Genomic DNA, 18,419 nt, shown 5'->3' on the forward strand with positions numbered 1-18,419 from the left:
CTCACCAAACGTCAACAGCCCCTGGGCGCTCAATAAAACAACAGGGCGGCACAAGCCGCCCTGTCGAGTACCGCCGCCAACAAACCCCTGCGCTTCCTTGCCGGACTCGCTGCGCTGCCTGCCTCGGCGCGCCTTGGCTCAAGCTCCCCGCGAGGTTTTGTTGGCTGGATTACTTCTTCTCGGCGCGCGCCTTGGCGATCAGCTCATTCAACACCTGGGTCATCCGCTCCGGCGTGCTGGTCACCAGCACATACTTGCCGTTGACGATGATCGTGGGCGTGCCCTGGATCTGGTAATCGCGGGTGATCTTGGCCGCGCGCGCCACTTGGGCGTTGATGCCGAAAGAGTTGTAGGTCTGCAGTAGCTTGGCGCTATCGATGCCCTTTTGCTGCTTGATCCACTTGGTGAACTCGGCAGGGTCGGCCAGATTGATGCGCTGCTTGATCTGCGCATCGAAAGCCGGGCGGTGCAGCTTGTCGAACGTGCCGGTTGCCTTGAAGGTGGCGAACATGCGGGCAAAGCCTTCCATGGACTTCTGCCACACGATCTGCTCCTTGCGGAAACTCACATCGGCCGGCTGCGTCTTGGCCCAGGCGTTCATCGCCGGATCATCGTCGTAGCAATGGATGCAGTGATAGGAGAAGAACTCGATCACTTCGACTTTCTTCGGATCCGCCACCGGCTGAGGCGTGCTCAGCATGGTGTAGTCCTTGCCCAGTTCGATCGCCGCATTGGCCAAGCCGCTGGCCGCCAGCAGCATCAACAACAACCATTTCTTCATCTTGTTTTCCCGTGTATGGATCGTTCGACTACTCGGCCTTCACCACGCTGGCGGCGATGCCGTTCTGCTTCAATTGAACGCGCAGGCGGTCCACCTCGTCCTGACGACTCAGCGGCCCGACGCGCACCCGATGCACCATCCCCTTGTCCGGCACGTTGACCGACTGGATCTTTGCCTCCACGCCCAGCAGCGCCAGCTTGGCCTTCAAGTTGTCGGCCTCATCCTGATTCTGGAAGGCGCCGAGCTGCAGATAGACCTTTTTGGCCTGCGCCGATGACGAAGGTTCCCCCGCCTTGTCGCCCTTGGCGTCCGAGGTCACCGCATCAACCTGGCCCGGCAGGATCTTGTAGAAATCGAAGCGCTGGTCGTTGCCGTCACGCTTGGCCTGAGCCGGCGGCGCGGCAGGCTTAGGCTTATTTTCATGCGTGGCGGCAGCCGGCGGCGGCAAGGGGACAGACTCGGTCGAATCCAGCGTGGCCTGCGCGCTGGACTGCGCGGGATGCGGCGGTGGCGCGGACGTCGCGGCGGAAGCCGCCTCGGAGATGCGGGTGCCCGGCGCCAGCAGCTCGGTCGGCGGCTGCGAAGTTTCGGCCTTGGCCTGGTTCTTGGTCTGGAACGGCGCCGGGGAGCGGTTGAGATACATCGCCAGTCCCACAGCCACCGCCACGCCGATGATCAGGCCGATAATCATGCCCGCCATCATGCCGCCCCCGCCGCTGCGCGAAGAGGAAGACGAATTGCCGCGCCCGCGCGACGGACGAGGGGAATTTTTCAGATCTCGATTAGCCATTCACCACTACCGCTATTGTTGTCGAACGGATTGCCATGATGCCATCCGGTTGATTGATCAAATATTTTCACGCGCCCGCCTGCGCCAGACGCCGCAGCTGAATCGCCTGCAAAACATGATTGCGGCTTATGCGCTCCACGCCCTGCAAATCGGCGATGCTGCGTGAAACCCGCAGTATCCGATGATAAGCGCGCGCCGACAAGCCAAGCTGCTGCAAGGCCTTGGCCAGAATCGCCAGCGCGTCGGCATCCGCGCCGCAGTGCTGTTCCAATTGCTCGCCCTGCAGCGCCGCGTTCAACACGCCCTGGCGGCGCCATTGCCGCTCGCGCGCCTGCAGCACCCGTTGCCGCACCGACTCGCTGCTCTCGCCGGCCGACGCGCTCAACAACTCGTCGGCGGTCAGCGTCGGCACCTCCACGTGCAGGTCGATGCGGTCCAGCAAAGGACCGGAAATTTTACCGCGATATCGCGCAACCTGCTCCGGCGTACAGTGGCAGCGCCCAGAGGGATGGCCGTGATAACCGCAAGGACAGGGATTCATCGCCGCCACCAGCTGGAAGCGCGCCGGGAAGCTCGCTTGCCGCGCCGCCCGCGAAATATGGATGACGCCGCTCTCCAATGGCTCGCGCAACACTTCCAGCACCTTGCGGTCGAATTCCGGCAACTCGTCCAGAAACAGCACGCCGTGATGCGCCAGGCTGATTTCGCCAGGTCTGGGATCGCTGCCCCCGCCGACCAGCGCCACCGCGGAAGCGGTGTGATGCGGCGCTCTAAATGGCCGGGCGCGCCAGCTGGCGGCTCGGAAACCTTGCGACGCCAGCGACTGCACCGCCGCGCTTTCCAGCGCCTCTTCCGCCGACAAGGGCGGCAACAGGCCAGGCAGGCGCGACGCCAGCATGGACTTGCCGGTGCCGGGCGGTCCCATCAGCAACAGGCTGTGCCCGCCGGCCGCGGCGATTTCCAAAGCGCCGCGCGCAACAGACTGGCCTTTGACATCGGCCAGATCGGGATAGTTCGGCAGCATGCCAAAGGCCGGGGCGGCAATCGGCTCCAAAGGCTGCAGTCCATTCAGAAAGGCGCAGGCCTGCAACAGCGACGCGACGCCGTAAATCCGCGCTCCCTCCGCCACGGCGGCTTCCGCCGCGCTGTCCGCCGGCAAAACAAAAGCGCGGCCGGCCGCGTGGCATTGGCAGGCCATGGCCAGCGCGCCGCGCACTGGCCGCAACTCGCCGCCCAGCGCCAGCTCGCCGGCAAACTCGTAGCGGGAGATGTCGTCGCACTTGACCTGCCCAGATGCCTGCAGGATGCCGATGGCGATGGGCAGGTCGAAGCGGCCGGAATCCTTGGGCAAGTCGGCCGGCGCCAGGTTGACCGTGATGCGGCGCGCCGGAAATTCGAAGCCGGAAGTCTGGATGGCGGCGCGCACGCGTTCCCGGCTTTCCTTCACTTCCGCTTCCGGCAAACCAACGATGTTGAACGCAGGCAGACCGTTGGCCAGATGCACTTCCACCGCCACCTCCGGCGCCTGCATGCCCTGCAAGGCCCTGCAATGCAACACGGCCAGCGTCATGTAAGGTTCCCCCTTGGCGGCGGAAATGGCCACCCGCCGCGTTTGAAGCGCGCATGCGGCAGCCTCCCGGCAAGCCGCCGTCCAATCCGGCCATCACCGCAGCGGATGACAGCCGCGCCCATGCCGCCTGTCTCAGGAGTGGCCGAGTTCCGACTGCGCTTCGGCTTTGGCGGCGGACTCCTCCGGAAACACCTGGCTCTCCAGGCGGCCGAGGCGGGACTCCAGCGCCGCCAGCTGCTCGCGGGTGCGGGCCAACACGGCCTGCTGCACATCGAACTCCTCGCGCGTCACCAGATCCATTTTGGAAAAAGTGGAGGCCATCATGGCGCGGATGTTTTTTTCCAAATCCTTGGCCGGGCTGGCGGCGATGGTTTCGCTGATCTTGGCGCTGATTTCGTCAAACAGTTTCTGGCTCAACATGCTCGCGGCTCCTGCGGTTGCTTGATATCAAGCGGAGTGTAGCAAAAAGCGCCGCGGCGCTCCCGCTTTCCTGTCCGCTCGGCCCATCTACGTCCCTCGCGGCTAGGCGCACACAGCCGCCAGGCGCCGCTTGCGATGCGACGCACCATAACGGTGCAAGCCAGTCCGCTGCAGCGCACAAATACAGTGCCATAATACGAGCCTGCCTCCCCCGCCGCTACGCATTCTGGCCACAAGCGCCCTCGCCCAAGGCTGGCACGATTCCTGCGTTAGCGTTGTCAGCAGAACCTGATCTGTCAATCGCCCGAGAAGGAGCAGCCATGAAACTCGTCACTGCAGTAATCAAGCCGTTCAAGCTTGACGAAGTCCGCGAAGCCCTGTCCGCCATCGGCGTGCAAGGCGTGACCGTATCCGAGGTCAAGGGTTTCGGCCGCCAGAAAGGCCATACCGAACTGTACCGCGGCGCCGAATATGTCGTCGATTTCCTGCCCAAGGTGAAACTGGAAATCGCCATCGACGACGCCCTGCTGGACCAAGTGGTGGAAGCCATCGAGAAATCCGCCCGCACCGGCAAGATCGGCGACGGCAAGATCTTTGTCTACGACCTGGAGCAAGTCATCCGCATCCGCACCGGCGAAACCGGCGCCGACGCCGTCTGACGCATCAGTGAAACTGGGGAAACCATAATGAAAAAGATACTCGCTGCAATGGCTGCCGGCCTGTCCACCGTTGCACTGCCCGCCCTGGCCGACGCGCCGGCCGGGCCCGCAGTGGCCGCCGTGAAGGTAATCAACTCCGGCGATACCGCCTGGATGCTGACCTCCACCGCCCTGGTGCTGTTCATGACCATTCCCGGCCTGGCGCTGTTTTACGGCGGCATGGTACGCAAGAAAAACGTGCTGGCCACGCTGATGCAAAGCTTCGCCATCACCGCCCTGGTGACCGTGCTGTGGGCCGTCGTCGGTTACAGCCTGGCCTTCACCGTCGGCAACCCGTATATCGGCGATCTGTCGCGCTTCATGCTGGACGGCATGGTGTACATGAAGGATGCCGGCAAACTGGCGGTGCATCCGCTGGCCGGCACCATTCCGGAATCGGTGTTCATGACCTTCCAGATGACCTTCGCCATCATCACGCCGGCGCTGATCACCGGCGCCTTCGCCGAACGCATGAAGTTCTCGGCCATGCTGGTCTTCATGGCGCTGTGGTCGCTGATGGTCTACGTGCCGGTGGCGCACTGGGTATGGGCGCCGGGCGGCTGGATGGGCGACAAGGGCGTGCTGGACTTCGCCGGCGGCACCGTGGTGCACATCAACGCCGGCGTGGCCGGCCTGGTGACGGCGCTGGTGCTGGGCAAGCGCGTCGGCTACGGCAAGGAAGCCATGGCGCCGCATAACCTGATCCTGACGCTGGTGGGCGCCTCCATGCTGTGGGTGGGTTGGTTCGGCTTCAACGCCGGCTCCGCAGGCGCTGCCGACGGTCGCGCCGGGATGGCGATGGTCACTACGCAAATCGCCACCGCGATGGCCGCCCTGGCCTGGATGTTCGCCGAATGGGCCACCAAGAAGAAGCCGTCGGTGCTGGGCATCGCCTCCGGCGCCGTGGCGGGCCTAGTCGCCATCACGCCGGCCGCGGGCTTCGTCGACGTCAAGGGCGCGCTGATCATCGGCCTGGCTGCCGGAGTGGTGTGCTTCTGGGGCGCCACCGGTCTGAAGCACATGATGGGCTACGACGATTCTCTGGACGCGTTCGGCGTGCACGGCGTCGGCGGCATCCTGGGCGCGCTGCTGACCGGCATCTTTGCAGTGAAGGACATCGGCGGCGCAGATGGCAGCTTGGCCACCCAGGCGCTGGGGGTGGGCGTCACTATCGTCTACTGCGGCATCGTCACCTTCATCCTGCTGAAGCTGGTGAATCTGGTGATCGGCCTGCGCGTGGCGGAAGACGAGGAACGCGAAGGACTGGATGTAGTGCTGCACGGCGAGCGCGTGGAATAAGGCCGGCAGAGCAAAGTTTGTTGTGTAAGGGACTTGGCGGGGCCTCTGGCCCCGTTTTTTTTCGCCCAGCATATGTAAAAAAACCGGCCAGAAGGCCGGTTTGCGATGCTGAACTATTTAACGATGCGCAGGCTGGGACGACCGCCGCTCGGACGGTTCGGCCCCGGGTCGTCGCCATCGTTCTTCGGCTGATCGACCGACGGCGCCGGCTTGAGCGCCGCGTCCTCCGGCATCGGCTCCACCTCGAAGCCCATGCCTTCGCCCGTTTCGCGGGCGAAGATGGACATCACATTCCCCACCGGCACCCAGATATCGCGAGACATCCCGCCAAACCGCGCCGAAAACGAGATCCAGTCGTTTTCGATCTGCAGATTCTTGGTGGCGCTGTAGGCGACATTGAGCACGATCTCGTTGTTCTTCACGTATTCACGCGGCACATCGGTGCGGTCATTGACCCATACCACCAGATAGGGCGTGTGCCCGTTGTCGCAGCACCACTGGTGCAGCGCGCGAATCATGTAGGGCTTGGTGCTGGAGCTCATCGCTTTTCCTTACTTGCGCATCGCCTTTTCGGACGGCGTCAGCGAATCGATAAAGGACTGGCGTTGGAAAATGCGTTCGGCGTACTTCAGGATAGGCGCTGCGCTCTTGCCCAGATCGATGTTGTAGTGCTCCAGGCGCCACATCAGCGGCGCGATGGCCACATCGATCATGGAGAAGTCATCGCCCAGCATGAACTTCTGCTTGGCGAAAATCGGGGCGATGGTGGTCAGACCGTCGCGGATCGCTTCGCGCGCCTTGGTGGCTTCCTTGCCGGTAGCGCCGGCTTCCAGCGTCTTCACGTGGATGAACAGCTCGTTTTCAAAACGATGCAGGAACAGGCGGGCGCGGGCGCGCATCACCGGATCGGCCGGCATCAGTTGCGGATGCGGGAAGCGCTCGTCGATGTATTCGTTGATGATGTTGGACTCGTGCAGGATCAGGTCGCGCTCAACCAGCACCGGCACTTCGTTGTACGGATTCATCACGGCCAGGTCTTCCGGCTTGTTATGGATGTCCACATCGATAATTTCGAAATCCATCCCCTTCTCGAAGAGCACGATACGGCAGCGCTGACTGAATGGGCAGGTGATTCCGGAGTAGAGGGTCATCATGGCGGAGAAAATCCTTGACTAACAATGAATTGGTGTAGCAGGCCATTCTAGCACCTTCGCCGCACCCATTTCCAGCATTTCAATACAACATCATGATTTAAAAAGAAAAAAGGCGGAAATCATTCCGCCTTTTCCAGACCACATCCAGCGCGAATCAATGCACGTCGCGCCAGTATTCCTTCTTCAACAGGTACACCAGCGGGAACAGCAACAAGCCCAGGAACATCAGCACCACGTAGCCGATCTGCTGGCGCTTCACCGCGGCCGGTTCGCCCATATAGACCAGGAAATTGGTCAGGTCCGCCATCCGGCGATCGTACTCGACGGTGTTGGCCTTGCCGTTTTCCAGCTTGGTCAGGCTGCCTGCCTTAACGAGCTGCAGAGAATGCTCCTCATGGCCCTCGGCATCCTTCTCGGTCTTCAGCACCTGCTCGCCCTGCCACTCCCAGAACACATGCGGCATGCCGACCTTGTCGAATACCAGATTGTTCCAGCCGGTAGGACGCGTCGGGTCGCGATAGAAACCGCGCAGATAGCCATACAGGTAATCCGCGCCCCGCGAGCGGGCAATCAGCGACAAGTCGGGCGGCACGGCGCCGAACCAGGCCTTGGCATCCTTCTTGTCCATCGCGATATTCATCTGATCGCCGATCTTGGCGCCTTCCGGCAGCAGGTTGGCCTTGATCTGCTCTTCAGACAGGCCGATGTCTTCCAGCCGGTTGTAGCGCATCATGCTGGCCGAATGGCAGGACAGACAGTAATTGACGAATATCTGCGCGCCGCGCTGCAGGCTTTCCGTATCCTGGATGTCGATCGGCGCCTTCTCTAGCTTGGGACCGCCCTCGTTGGCCAGCGCCGGCACGGAGAACGGCAGCACCAGCGCCATGGCGGCGATCAGCTTGCGCATCTTGTTTTTCATTTTCCTTATCCCCTTGCTTACACGTTCATGGCGAACAGCGCGGCCAGGAACACGGTCAGAGCCACCATGACCAGGAACTGGATCTGGCGCTTGGCATTGGTGTCCGTCACCCGCTCCGGCACCGGAATGCTGCCGTCGGTATTCTCAACCAGCACCAAGCCGAGGAGGGTCGCCAGATATACGATGGCCAGCACCACAGTCAGCGCCGGCACCGCCGCAAAGTTCACCATCACCACATACAGGCCGGCAATGCTGAACACCAGCAACAAAGCGATCGACATGCCCACGCCAGGCCTGCGCGCAGCGGTGAAAGCCGGCATGCCGACGAAGAACAGGAAATAGAACAGCGACAGGAACTGCGACAACGCACCGCGTAGCGAGGTCGGCGGCAGCGCCCCCAGGATGCCCAGGCCGATAAAGGACGCAATGAACAGCGCCAGCGCCACCTTGAATTTGGGACCGCGGTAGCGGATGGACTTGATCGGCGAGCGATCCAGCCACGGCAGGAAGGCGATCAGCACCACGGCGGCGCCCATGGCCAGCACGCCCCACACCTGGGTGCCGGCAAACGACGGCACGGCGCGCAGAATGGCGTAGAACGGCGTGAAATACCAGACCGGCGCGATGTGCGGCGGCGTTTTCAGCGGATCCGCCTGATCGAAGTTCGGATGCTCCAGAAAGTAGCCGCCCATTTCCGGCAGGAAGAACACGATGGCCGAGAACACGATCATGAACACCACCACGCCGAGGATGTCCTTGATGGTGTAGTACGGATGCGAGTTGATGCCGTCGAGGTAGAGGCCGGTTGCCGGGTCCTTGGGCTGCTGCTTGATTTCCACGCCGTCCGGATTGTTGGAGCCGACTTCGTGCAGCGCCATCAGGTGAGCCACCACCAGCGCCAACAGCACCAGCGGCACGGCAATCACGTGCAAGGCGAAGAAGCGGTTCAGCGTGGCATCGGACACCACGTAGTCGCCTCGGATCCACACCGACAAGTCAGGGCCGATCACTGGGATGGAGCCGAACAGGTTGACGATCACCTGGGCGCCCCAGAACGACATCTGCCCCCACGGCAGCAGATAACCCATGAAGGCTTCCGCCATCAGGCACAGGAAGATCAGCGTGCCGAATACCCACACCAGTTCGCGCGGCTGCTTGTACGAGCCGTAGATCAGGCCGCGGAACATGTGCAGATAGACCACCACGAAGAACATCGAGGCGCCGGTGGAGTGCATGTAGCGGATGATCCAGCCGCCGGCCACGTCACGCATGATGTATTCGACCGAGGCGAAGGCCACCGGCACGCCGGCGGCGTTCAGCGTGCCGTCCGGCTTGTAGTTCATAGTCAGGAAAATGCCGGTGACGATCTGCAGCACCAGCACCAGCATGGCCAGCGAGCCGAAGAAGTACCAGAAGTTGAAGTTCTTGGGGGCGACATACTTGCCCCATTGGCTTTCCCACAGGGCGGTCAGCGGAAAACGTTCGTCCACCCAGTTCAGCAGCTTTTGCGCTTTGCTCATTTTTCGCCCTCAGCTTATTTGTCGTCGCCGATCAGCAGACGGGTGTCGGACAGATACTTGTGCGGGGGAATCTCCAGATTCTTCGGCGCCGGCACCCCCTTGAACACGCGGGCGGCCAGGTCGAACTTGGAGCCGTGGCAAGGGCAGTAGAAGCCGCCCAGCCAGTCCGGTCCCAGATCGGCGGGCGCCAGATCGGGCCGGAAGGTCGGCGAACAGCCCAAGTGGGTGCAGATGCCGACCGCCACCAGATACTGCGGTTTGATCGAGCGGTGCTCGTTCTTGCAATAAGCGGGCTGCTGCTCGACGTCCGACGTCGGATCGACCAATTTGGGGTCGTTTTTCGGCAGATTTTTCAGCTGTTCCGGCGTGCGGCTGAGAATCCACACCGGCTTGCCGCGCCATTCAACGTTGATTTTCTGCCCCAGTTCAATCTTGCCGATATCGACTTCGACCGGCGCCCCCGCTGCCTTTGCCCGTTCCGACGGGAAAAAGCTCATAAAGAACGGCGTGGCCGCGCCAACCACCGCAACCCCTCCAACAGCGCTGGAAGCGACCGTCAGAAAACGACGGCGCCCCGTATCGACTTGCTGTTCACTCATTACAGTCATCCTCAATCGTGGAAATCGAGCCCTAAACTGCCAGATTTTACCCGATTACTAGTAGGGACTTGAAGCATCCATGCAAATAAATTGTCATTTACGCGCCAAAGCATCTCAAACAGGGTTATTTATATCAATAAATTCCACTTTTATGCCTGTTGATTTCATTAAATGCTCACCGAGCGATTGAATGCCGTAGCGCTCTGTTGCATGATGACCTGCGGCGATGAATGCGACATCGCTTTCCATCGCCATGTGATAATTCTGTTCCGATGCCTCGCCGGTGATGAAAGCGTCCACGCCCAGCGCGATCGCGTCGGCGAAAAAACCCTGCGCGCCGCCGGTGCACCAAGCGACCAGCCGCACCGGCTTGTCAGTTCGTCCCAGCAATAAGGCGCTTCTGCCCAGAATAGACGATACGTGCTGGTTTAGCCGAGCCGCATCGCCGCCTTCCGGCCACTGGCCATGCCACAACAAGCCTTGCTCGCCGGCCTGCCCTTGCGCTTCGAACCCCAGCATGCGGCCCAGGCTGGCGTTGTTGCCCCACTCCGCATGACCATCCAGCGGCAGGTGATAGGCAAGCAGGCTGATGTCATGTTGCAGCAAGCTGCGGATGCGCTGCCGTTTCATGCCGCTTATGCTGGCATCCTCGCCTTTCCAAAAATAGCCGTGATGCACCAGGATGGCATCGGCGCCGCGCGCTGCCGCAGCCTCGATCAAGGCCTGCGATGCCGTCACGCCGGTTACAATCTTGCCAACCTCCGCCCGGCCTTCCACTTGCAGGCCATTGGGAGCGTAGTCCTTGTAACGCCAGGGTTCCAGCAGTCCATCCAGGGTCAATACCACATCATTCAATCGCATTAAATTCATCCCCTTATTATTAGTGATCGTATTAGATTTATCAGTGCCCGCTCGCGACATGCAAGCTTTGCCGAAGCATCTAGAAAACCGGTAAAATCCTCAAGATAAGATGGTACTCGCAATTCAGCCGTGCCTTAGTGCCTCCTGTCTCCGACGCCATGCAGCTGCAAGATTTTTGTTTACCCGATTCCAAGTCTCGACAGAATGCGCTTCTACCCAGCCAGCGGTCGCCGTCAATGATGTCACGTCGGCCAGAGCAGCGGTACGAGGCAGCTTCAAATGAACAACCTCTAAAGATTAGGTGTATTGCATGACTATTCTCGTTACCGGCGGCGCCGGCTTTATCGGCGGCAATTTCGTTCTCGACTGGCTGGCAGCCCATGACGAGACGGTCGTCAATCTCGATGCGTTGACCTACGCCGGCAATCTGGAAACCTTGCAATCCATTCAACACGATGCCCGCCATGTATTCGTCCACGGCAGCATCGGCGACCGCGCCTTGCTTGAGAAACTCCTCGCCGAGCACCAGCCGCGCGCCGTGATCAATTTCGCAGCAGAGAGCCATGTCGACCGCTCCATCCATGGTCCGGCCGATTTCATCGAGACCAATATCGTCGGCACCTTCAACCTGCTGGAAAGCGTGCGCGCTTACTGGAGCGGCCTGGATTCGGAGCGCAAGCAGGCCTTCCGCTTCCTGCACGTCTCCACCGACGAGGTGTACGGCACGCTGTCGCCGGAAGATCCGCCGTTCGCCGAAACCAACCGATATGAGCCGAACAGTCCCTACTCCGCCTCCAAAGCCGCGTCGGACCACTTGGTGCGCGCCTGGCACCACACTTATGGCCTGCCGGTATTGACCACCAACTGCAGCAATAATTACGGCCCCTACCATTTCCCGGAAAAGCTCATCCCGCTGGTCATCCTCAACGCGCTGGCCGGCAAGCCGTTGCCGATTTACGGCGACGGCCAGCAGGTGCGCGACTGGCTATATGTCAAAGACCACTGCAGCGCCATCCGCCGCGTACTGGAGGCTGGCAAGCTCGGCGAAACCTATAACGTCGGCGGCTGGAATGAAAAAGCCAATTTGGAAGTGGTAAAAACGATCTGCGCCATTCTCGATGAACTCAAGCCGCGTGCCGATGGCGCCAGCTACGCCGCGCAGATCACATTCGTGCAAGATCGCCCCGGCCATGACCGGCGCTACGCCATCGATGCGCGCAAACTGGAACGCGAACTGGGCTGGAAACCGGCCGAGACTTTCGACAGCGGCATCCGCAAGACTGTTGAATGGTATCTGGCCAACCAACAATGGGTGGACAACGTCGCCAGCGGCCATTATCGCGATTGGGTCGACCAACACTATGGCCAACCCGCATGACGTGCATCCTGATCACCGGCAAGAACGGCCAAGTCGGCCACGAGCTGATACGCGCGCTGGCGCCGCTGGGTGAACTAATCGCGCTAGACCGCGTGGCGATGGATCTGACCAGCTGTGATGCTATTCAGGCCGTTTTGAACGAACAGCGCCCCGACATCATCGTCAACCCCGCTGCCTATACCGCCGTCGACCAGGCCGAGTCCGAACCCGAGCTCGCTCATGCCATCAATGCCGTTGCGCCGGGAGTGATGGCACACTGGGCCGCCAAGCACGGCGCCTTGCTGGTGCACTACTCCACCGACTACGTATTCAACGGCAGCGGCACAACACCATGGAGTGAAGACGATGCAACCGACCCGCAGTCGGTTTACGGACTCAGCAAATGGCAAGGCGAGCAAGCAATACGGGAAACAACAGCACGCCACCTGATTTTGCGCACCAGTTGGGTCTTCGGCGCACACGGCGCCAATTTCCTCAAAACCATGCTGCGGCTTGCCGCTGAACGCCAAGAGCTAAAAGTGGTAGCAGACCAGATTGGCGCGCCAACCTCAGCCGCCCTGATCGCCGATACCACCGCGCTGCTGATCCAACGCTACCTCGCCGATGGTGAGAGCGGCGTCTTCGGCACCTATCATCTGGCTGCGGCCGGCGAAACCAGCTGGCACGGCTACGCCCAGTACTTGATCAGTCAAGCGGCCACACTGGGTTTTCCGCTTACTCTCAAGGCTGATGCTGTGCATGGGATCCCCACCACGGCCTATCCACTGCCGGCCAAGCGCCCAGCCAACTCGCGCCTCAATTGCAACAAGCTGAAACGCGGCTTCGGCATCACCTTGCCTGCGTGGCAACACGGTGTCGACACGGTGCTCGCCTCCCTATGGCAACAACAACAGACACCACAGAATTAAAAGGACTCCAAGATGAGCAAAGCTCGCAAAGGCATCATCCTCGCCGGAGGCTCCGGCACCCGTCTCTACCCGGCAACCATCGCCGTCAGTAAACAGCTGCTGCCGATCTACGACAAGCCGATGATCTACTATCCTCTGACCACGCTGATGCTGGCGGGCATTCAAGACATCCTGATCATCTCCACGCCGCAAGACACACCGCGCTTCGAACAGCTGCTCGGCGATGGCAGCCAATGGGGGGTTCGCCTGCAATACGCGGTTCAACCCAGCCCAGACGGCTTGGCACAAGCCTTTCTGATCGGAGAAGACTTCCTGAATGGAGCCCCTTCCGCATTGGTGCTGGGCGACAACATCTTCTATGGCCACGATTTCGCCGGCCTGTTGAAGGCGGCCAATGCCAAGACCAAAGGAGCCAGCGTGTTCGCCTACCGCGTCAACGACCCCGAACGTTACGGCGTAGTCGATTTTGATGCCAACGGCAAGGTGCTATCGATCGAAGAAAAACCGCAACAACCCAAATCTCATTACGCAGTCACCGGCCTGTATTTCTACGATGAACAGGTCGTCGACATCGCCAAAACCATCCAGCCCTCGGCGCGAGGCGAACTGGAAATCACAGACGTTAATAACGTCTACTTGCAGCAAGGTTCTCTGGATGTACAAACCATGCGCCGCGGCTATGCCTGGCTCGATACCGGTACCCATGAATCGATGCTGGAAGCCAGCCAGTTCATCGCCACCATCGAAAGCCGTCAGGGGCTGAAAGTTGCTTGCCCGGAGGAGATCGCTTACCTTTACAACTGGATTGATAGCGATCAGGTTAAACTGTTGGCACAACCATTGCAAAAAACAGGCTATGGCCGCTATCTGCTCTCCATGCTAGAACGAACCATCTATTAATATCTTGTATGCCATCGGACCGTATAGTCCTCCACGGAAGGCGGCACAACATGAGCATCATTTCCACCGCGATATCCGATGTAAAGATCATCGAGCCAACAGTTTTCGGCGATAACAGAGGATTCTTCTTTGAAAGCTTCAACCAGCAAAAATTCAACAGCGGAGTCGGATATGAGGTGAAATTTGTTCAAGACAACCACAGCTGTTCACACAAGGGTGTGCTCCGTGGACTCCACTACCAACTAGAACCTCACGCTCAGGGAAAACTTGTACACGTGATCGCAGGCTCTGTGTTCGACGTCTCTGTAGACATCCGACCTAATTCTCCTACATTCGGCCAATGGGTAGGCGTGGAGCTCTCTGCCGACAACAAGCGCCAGCTCTGGATCCCCCCCGGCTTCGCCCATGGTTTCCTGACCCTAAGCGATGATACGGAATTTCTGTACAAAACCACCGACTACTGGTTCAAAGACCTTGAACGCACCATCGCCTGGAACGATCCAACGCTGGCGATAGACTGGCCGCTGCAACAGCCCCCGGTACTGTCACCCAAAGATCAGGAAGCACCGCTGTTTACGTCGCTCGGTGCCTAAAATCGTTTGATAAAACAAAACGGCCTGGACAGCAATGCTATCCAGGCCGTTTTCCTAATGATGCCAGCAGCGCCAGGGCTGCCGGCTCATCAGCAGCTGATTACATCATGCCGCCCATGCCACCCATGCCGCCCATGTCCGGCATGCCGCCAGCAGCCGGCTTGTCTTCCGGCAGTTCAGCGATCATGCAGTCGGTGGTCAGCATCAGGCCGGCTACAGAAGCGGCGTGCTGCAGAGCGGAGCGGGTGACCTTGGCCGGATCCAGCACGCCCATTTCCAGCATGTCGCCGTATTCGCCGGTTGCGGCGTTGTAACCGAAGTTGCCCTTGCCTTCCAGCACCTTGTTCACCACAACGGACGGCTCGTCGCCGGCGTTCTTGACGATCTGACGCAGCGGAGCCTCGATGGCGCGCAGCACGATCTTCACGCCCGCTTCTTGTTCGGCGTTGTCGGTCTTCAGGCTGTCCAGCGAAGCGCGGGCGCGCAGCAGGGCCACGCCGCCGCCGGCAACCACGCCTTCTTCAACCGCAGCGCGGGTGGCGTGCAGCGCGTCTTCCACGCGAGCCTTCTTCTCTTTCATTTCCACTTCGGTGGCCGCGCCAACCTTGATCACAGCAACGCCGCCGGCCAGTTTGGCCACGCGCTCTTGCAGCTTCTCGCGGTCGTAGTCGGACGTGGCTTCTTCGATCTGCTTGCGGATTTCACCCACGCGAGCCTGGATGGTGGCAGCTTCGCCGGCGCCATCGATGATGGTGGTGTTTTCCTTGCCCACTTCCACGCGCTTGGCTTGGCCCAACATGTCCAGGGAAGCTTTTTCCAGGGTCAGACCCACTTCTTCGGCGATCACGGTGCCGCCAGTCAGCACAGCGATGTCTTGCAGCATGGCCTTGCGACGGTCGCCAAAGCCCGGAGCCTTGACGGCCACAACCTTCAGGATGCCGCGGATGGTGTTCACCACCAGAGTCGCCAGCGCTTCGCCTTCCACGTCTTCTGCGATGATCAGCAGCGGACGGCCGGACTTGGCCACTTGCTCCAGCACCGGCAGCAGGTCGCGAATGTTGGAGATCTTCTTGTCGAACAGCAGGATGAACGGATTGTCCAGCGCAGCGATCTGCTTGTCCTGGTTGTTGATGAAGTACGGGGACAGGTAGCCGCGGTCGAACTGCATGCCTTCCACCACATCCAGCTCGTTGTTCAGGCTCTTGCCGTCTTCGACGGTGATTACGCCTTCCTTGCCCACTTTTTCCATGGCACTGGCGATGATTTCACCGATGTCGGAATCGGAGTTGGCGGAGATGGAGCCAACTTGAGCGATTTCCTTGGTGGTGGCGCACGGCTTGGCGATCTTGGCGATCTCGCCCACCAGGGAGATAACGGCCTTGTCGATGCCGCGTTTCAGATCCATCGGGTTCATGCCGGCGGCAACGTACTTCATGCCTTCCTGCACGATGGCTTGCGCCAGCACGGTGGCGGTGGTGGTGCCGTCGCCGGCCACGTCGGAAGTCTTGGAAGCCACTTCCTTCACCATCTGCGCGCCCATGTTCTCGAACTTATCTTTCAGTTCGATTTCCTTGGCGACGGATACGCCGTCCTTGGTGATGGTCGGCGCGCCGAAGGAGCGGTCCAGCACCACGTTGCGGCCTTTCGGGCCCAGGGTGACCTTGACGGCATCAGCCAGGATATTGACGCCATTTACCATCTTGGTGCGAGCGGAATCGCCAAACTTTACGTCTTTAGCAGCCATTCTTAAATCTCCAGAATTCTGTGTTTGAAGTACGGGTAGGGTCGGAGGCTTACTCAACGATGCCCATAACGTCTTCCTCGCGCATCACGAGGACTTCTTCGCCGTCAACCTTGACGGTCTGGCCGGAATACTTGCCGAAGATGACTTTGTCGCCCTTCTTCAGCTCCAGCGGGCGGCGCTCGCCATTCTCCAGAATCTTGCCGTTACCGACGGCCAGAACCTCGCCCATGTCCGGCTTCTCAGCCGCGGCACCCGGCAGAACGATGCCGGAAGCGGTCTTTTCTTCAGCCTCGAGGCGCTTGATAACAACACGGTCGTGCAAAGGACGAATTGCCATGGATCTCTCCTGTAACATTGGCTGTTGAGAGTTGAACATCAGGGTGTGTTGGTTGTCAGCTGAGCACTTAGCACTCGGCTACTGTGAGTGCTAATAATAGGGACGAGAGAGAGGATTTTCAAGAGCCTGCCGGTTCAATTTTCGACAGGCTCATGACAATGCAGATCAAGCGTGAGGGGTCTTGCGAAGCATCAGCCAACGAGGTGTACGGAAACGTATGATCATCCGGTAAAGACGCACATAGGTGAACATGAAAACCACAACGAAACCAATCAGAATCGGCGTATTGTTCCAGAACAACATCGCCGGCACCACCGAAAACGAAGACAGCGCCCACAGATAGGGCGAAGTCAGACTATTACGCTGTGTCAGATGGCCGGCATCCTTGGAGCCCACCATCCATAACACCACTCGCTTATATATAATCTGATGCAGATGCAAGGCATCAGGGTAGCCGATAGCACGGTTCTGCAGGAATTTGCGCCGATACATCGAAAACATGGTCTCAAAGACCGGGTAGATCACACAAAGCAAGGGAAACCAAGGCGACACGCTGGCATGACGCTGCACCAGCAAAATCGAAACCTCCGCTATCATGAAACCTACAAGATAGGCGCCACCGTCACCGGCAAAAATCAGTCCGCGCGGGAAGTTCCAAAACAACAAACCTGCTATCGCGCCGATCATGGCAAAGCAGATGCCCATCAACTCGGCATCCTGTACTTTAAATGCCACATAGGCCATGGCCAGGAAAATGAAAATAGCCACCACGCCGGACAAGCCATTGTATCCATCGATGATATTGACCGCATGCGCCACCCCCCCCACTGCAACGATGGTCAACAACAAAGCCAAAATCCAAAACTGGGATAAGACTTGATCAATGACCGGGATATCAAGACGCGACAAGCCTGCATCCAACAAGAAGTAAGCCAAAGCCGCGGCTAAAAAAGTAGCGAGTAAGCGTGGGGCCGGCCCAATTTTTTTGGTCATGTCTTCGATCAGGCCGGCACCAAACGCAGGTAGCGAGGCGAGTACCAAGAAAACCGGTAGCCACGACCTTGTAAGGTAAAACAGCACCCCAACCCCAATTACCAACCCGACCATGACTGGAACGCCCCCAACTCGGGGAACCGGTTTGGCATGAAATTTCTGCACGCCTGCCAAATCATGATCCGCGGAAAAGTGCTCATGCAGGTGCGAGTAGTGGATGAGTGCGGCCCCGAGGATAAGCGAAAAGAAGCTAGACAAAAACAATATTAATAGCATGGAACCACTCTCTAACTTGCGAAATGCTTACTTAACATTTCGTCGCAAAAAAGATCTGCAGATTATCACACAAAGGGATAGCAAAGGATATGCATGATACAGACTTCAAATCATATCTTTTACTTTATGTCATGGAACCTAGCAGAGCGCCGTCCCAAAGTGGCCATAGTACGCTGCTTGGGGCGGCCGTTGTCGTTGCGGTCGGCCCCGCCCCCCCCACGGATAGACGGAGGCCCCAAATGAAGCTTACGACATATGGCATAGATATCGCCAAACGCGTGTTCCAAATACATTGGATCGTTCCCTAAACCGGCGAGATACAGCGTAAAAAGCTGAAACAAGCTGACGTGATGACGTTTTTTCGTCTACAAGCCTCCGGACGGGTTGTCATGGAAGCCTGCGGCGCGGCTCAACACTGGGCACGACAGTTGCAGCCACTGGGCCATACGGTTCAGCTGATCCATCCGACGTTTGTGCGTCCGTTTGTCATGACCAACAAGAACGACACTGCGGATGCGCGCTGTTGCATAAATCTAGGACAGGGCGAGTCTCCCTTTCCCAAACAAATTTACGCCACAGCCTCCGTGCATGGACGGCCCAGCATGCTGAAGCGGTTCAAGATGGCAGCACGCACCTGCAGCTCTGCCACTTGACCCTCGAAGCGACGGGTCGTCACCCT

General features: G+C 59.6%; 19 protein-coding genes and 2 pseudogenes. 7 read left to right on the forward strand and 14 right to left on the reverse strand.

Annotated features, from left to right (window positions below; all coding sequences use genetic code 11):
- Positions 1-169: 169 nt before the first annotated feature.
- The 4 genes from C2134_RS06260 to C2134_RS06275 form a co-directional block, all read right to left on the reverse strand.
- The gene (locus tag C2134_RS06260) at positions 170-781 is read right to left on the reverse strand and encodes a thiol:disulfide interchange protein DsbA/DsbL (RefSeq protein ID WP_043620253.1); all 612 of its coding nucleotides are present in this window, start codon (positions 779-781) and stop codon (positions 170-172) included.
- Positions 782-809: 28 nt separating this feature from the next.
- Complete coding sequence (locus C2134_RS06265; RefSeq protein ID WP_103318414.1) at positions 810-1,571, reverse strand: SPOR domain-containing protein; 762 nt, start codon at positions 1,569-1,571, stop codon at positions 810-812.
- A 67-nt stretch (positions 1,572-1,638) separates the two neighbouring features.
- Positions 1,639-3,141, reverse strand: a complete 1,503-nt coding sequence (locus C2134_RS06270; protein ID WP_103318475.1) for a YifB family Mg chelatase-like AAA ATPase — start codon at positions 3,139-3,141, stop codon at positions 1,639-1,641.
- Between the two features lie 132 nt (positions 3,142-3,273).
- Complete coding sequence (locus C2134_RS06275; protein ID WP_043620243.1) at positions 3,274-3,561, reverse strand: accessory factor UbiK family protein; 288 nt, start codon at positions 3,559-3,561, stop codon at positions 3,274-3,276.
- A gap of 320 nt (positions 3,562-3,881) precedes the next feature.
- On the opposite strand from C2134_RS06275, the gene glnK reads away from it, so the two are divergent.
- A complete protein-coding gene (gene glnK / locus C2134_RS06280) occupies positions 3,882-4,220 on the forward strand; it encodes a P-II family nitrogen regulator (RefSeq protein WP_021478498.1) in 339 nt (112 codons plus the stop codon).
- Positions 4,221-4,247: 27 nt separating this feature from the next.
- The gene (locus C2134_RS06285) at positions 4,248-5,558 is read left to right on the forward strand and encodes an ammonium transporter (RefSeq protein ID WP_103318416.1); all 1,311 of its coding nucleotides are present in this window, start codon (positions 4,248-4,250) and stop codon (positions 5,556-5,558) included.
- 113 nt (positions 5,559-5,671) lie between these two features.
- Here C2134_RS06285 and C2134_RS06290 read toward each other — a convergent pair whose 3' ends face one another.
- From C2134_RS06290 to C2134_RS06315, 6 genes are all read right to left on the reverse strand, one after another.
- Positions 5,672-6,100 (reverse strand): ClpXP protease specificity-enhancing factor, encoded by a 429-nt coding sequence (locus tag C2134_RS06290; protein WP_103318418.1) that lies wholly within the window; start codon positions 6,098-6,100, stop codon positions 5,672-5,674.
- A gap of 9 nt (positions 6,101-6,109) precedes the next feature.
- A complete protein-coding gene (locus C2134_RS06295) occupies positions 6,110-6,712 on the reverse strand; it encodes a glutathione S-transferase N-terminal domain-containing protein (protein WP_103318420.1) in 603 nt (200 codons plus the stop codon).
- A gap of 154 nt (positions 6,713-6,866) precedes the next feature.
- Complete coding sequence (locus C2134_RS06300; RefSeq protein ID WP_103318422.1) at positions 6,867-7,631, reverse strand: cytochrome c1; 765 nt, start codon at positions 7,629-7,631, stop codon at positions 6,867-6,869.
- 17 nt (positions 7,632-7,648) lie between these two features.
- Positions 7,649-9,151 carry a cytochrome b gene (locus C2134_RS06305; protein WP_103318424.1) on the reverse strand — a complete coding sequence of 501 codons (1,503 nt, stop codon included), beginning with the start codon at positions 9,149-9,151 and terminating at the stop codon, positions 7,649-7,651.
- Between the two features lie 14 nt (positions 9,152-9,165).
- Positions 9,166-9,750, reverse strand: coding sequence for a ubiquinol-cytochrome c reductase iron-sulfur subunit (gene petA / locus C2134_RS06310; RefSeq protein ID WP_103318427.1), 585 nt, complete (start codon positions 9,748-9,750; stop codon positions 9,166-9,168).
- A 114-nt stretch (positions 9,751-9,864) separates the two neighbouring features.
- Entirely contained in the window at positions 9,865-10,611 is a 747-nt protein-coding gene (locus tag C2134_RS06315; protein ID WP_103318430.1) for a Nif3-like dinuclear metal center hexameric protein, read from the reverse strand.
- Between the two features lie 310 nt (positions 10,612-10,921).
- Between C2134_RS06315 and rfbB the strand changes: the two genes are divergently transcribed.
- The 4 genes from rfbB to rfbC are packed head-to-tail and all read left to right on the forward strand — an operon-like array spanning position 10,922 to position 14,390.
- The gene (gene rfbB, locus C2134_RS06320) at positions 10,922-11,989 is read left to right on the forward strand and encodes a dTDP-glucose 4,6-dehydratase (RefSeq protein ID WP_103318432.1); all 1,068 of its coding nucleotides are present in this window, start codon (positions 10,922-10,924) and stop codon (positions 11,987-11,989) included.
- A complete protein-coding gene (gene rfbD / locus C2134_RS06325) occupies positions 11,986-12,897 on the forward strand; it encodes a dTDP-4-dehydrorhamnose reductase (protein WP_103318434.1) in 912 nt (303 codons plus the stop codon). The genes rfbB and rfbD overlap by 4 nt, the downstream gene beginning before the upstream one ends.
- A gap of 12 nt (positions 12,898-12,909) precedes the next feature.
- Complete coding sequence (gene rfbA / locus C2134_RS06330; protein WP_103318436.1) at positions 12,910-13,797, forward strand: glucose-1-phosphate thymidylyltransferase RfbA; 888 nt, start codon at positions 12,910-12,912, stop codon at positions 13,795-13,797.
- Between the two features lie 50 nt (positions 13,798-13,847).
- Positions 13,848-14,390 carry a dTDP-4-dehydrorhamnose 3,5-epimerase gene (rfbC, locus tag C2134_RS06335; protein ID WP_103318439.1) on the forward strand — a complete coding sequence of 181 codons (543 nt, stop codon included), beginning with the start codon at positions 13,848-13,850 and terminating at the stop codon, positions 14,388-14,390.
- Positions 14,391-14,490: 100 nt separating this feature from the next.
- Here the strand turns inward: rfbC and groL are convergent, their stop codons facing one another.
- The 3 genes from groL to C2134_RS06350 all read right to left on the reverse strand — a co-directional run bounded on the left by groL (position 14,491) and on the right by C2134_RS06350 (position 17,740).
- Complete coding sequence (groL, locus tag C2134_RS06340; RefSeq protein WP_103318441.1) at positions 14,491-16,134, reverse strand: chaperonin GroEL; 1,644 nt, start codon at positions 16,132-16,134, stop codon at positions 14,491-14,493.
- A gap of 49 nt (positions 16,135-16,183) precedes the next feature.
- Positions 16,184-16,471 carry a co-chaperone GroES gene (gene groES, locus C2134_RS06345; protein WP_103318443.1) on the reverse strand — a complete coding sequence of 96 codons (288 nt, stop codon included), beginning with the start codon at positions 16,469-16,471 and terminating at the stop codon, positions 16,184-16,186.
- A gap of 165 nt (positions 16,472-16,636) precedes the next feature.
- On the reverse strand, positions 16,637-17,740 hold the full coding sequence (locus C2134_RS06350; RefSeq protein WP_103318445.1) for an MraY family glycosyltransferase: 1,104 nt from the start codon (positions 17,738-17,740) through the stop codon (positions 16,637-16,639).
- Between the two features lie 383 nt (positions 17,741-18,123).
- Between C2134_RS06350 and C2134_RS22210 the strand changes: the two are divergent.
- A pseudogene (locus C2134_RS22210) lies at positions 18,124-18,261 on the forward strand (IS110 family transposase); the annotation flags it as partial.
- A 47-nt stretch (positions 18,262-18,308) separates the two neighbouring features.
- On the opposite strand, the pseudogene C2134_RS06355 reads toward C2134_RS22210, so the two are convergent.
- A pseudogene (locus C2134_RS06355) lies at positions 18,309-18,419 on the reverse strand (IS5/IS1182 family transposase); the annotation flags it as partial.

Source organism: Chromobacterium sinusclupearum (genome assembly GCF_002902845.1).
In the GTDB taxonomy this organism is placed as follows: Bacteria; Pseudomonadota; Gammaproteobacteria; order Burkholderiales; family Chromobacteriaceae; genus Chromobacterium; species Chromobacterium sinusclupearum.